The organism is Rhizobacter sp. P2_H2, assembly GCF_056403375.1.
The window spans coordinates 1-766 of the sequence record NZ_JBFUFP010001661.1 but is presented as its reverse complement, the minus strand read 5'-3'; the positions used below and the strand labels follow the sequence as shown (position 1 = coordinate 766).

Below are 766 nucleotides of genomic sequence, written 5' to 3'. Positions count from 1 at the left end.
GTTCCTGGCCCACAGCGGGCTCGAGCGGATCGTGCCCGGCGGCCTCGGCGTGACGATCTTCTTCGTGCTGAGCGGCTTCCTGATCACGACGCTGCTGCGCGTCGAGGCCGAGCGCAGCGGCCGCATCGCGCTCGGCAGCTTCTACCTGCGCCGGCTGCTGCGGCTGATGCCGCCGCTGCTCGTCGTGCTGGTCGCGGCCGCGCTGCTGTCGTCGCTCGGCGTCATCGACGGCCGCTTCACGCCGGGCGGCTTCCTCGCGGCCCTGCTGTACGCCGGCAACTACCACGCGATCGCCAACGATTTCCAGGGCGTTCCGGCCGGCATCGGCGTCGTGTGGTCGCTCGCCATCGAGGAGCACTACTACCTGCTGTACCCGCCGCTGGTCGCGCTGCTGCTGCATCGCACCAGCCTGCAGCGCGCGGCCGGGGTGCTTGGCGTCCTGTGCGTCGTGGTGCTGGGCTGGCGCTGCGCGCTCGCGCTGCACGGTGCGTCGGTGAACCACCTGACGATGGGCACCGACACGCGGGTGGATGCGATCCTGGTCGGCTGCGTGCTGGCGCTGTGGCGCAATCCGTGGCTCGACGAGCTGCCGCGGCCGATCGGGGGCCGCGGCCGGGTGCTGGTGGCGGCCTGCCTCGGCCTGCTGCTGCTCACGCTGCTGGTGCGCGACGAGCTGTTCCGCGTGACGCTGCGCTTCAGCCTGCAGAGCGTGGCCATCGCCGGGCTGCTGCATGCCGCGGTGGCGCATGCCGGCCAGGGGCCGTTC

The 766-nt window shown here is 72.5% G+C and carries 1 protein-coding gene; it reads left to right on the top strand.

Annotated elements, in window-relative coordinates; translation table 11 throughout:
• The coding region (locus tag AC1D15_RS35450; protein WP_477829775.1) for an acyltransferase family protein at positions 1 to 766 on the top strand (766 nt) is incomplete at both ends.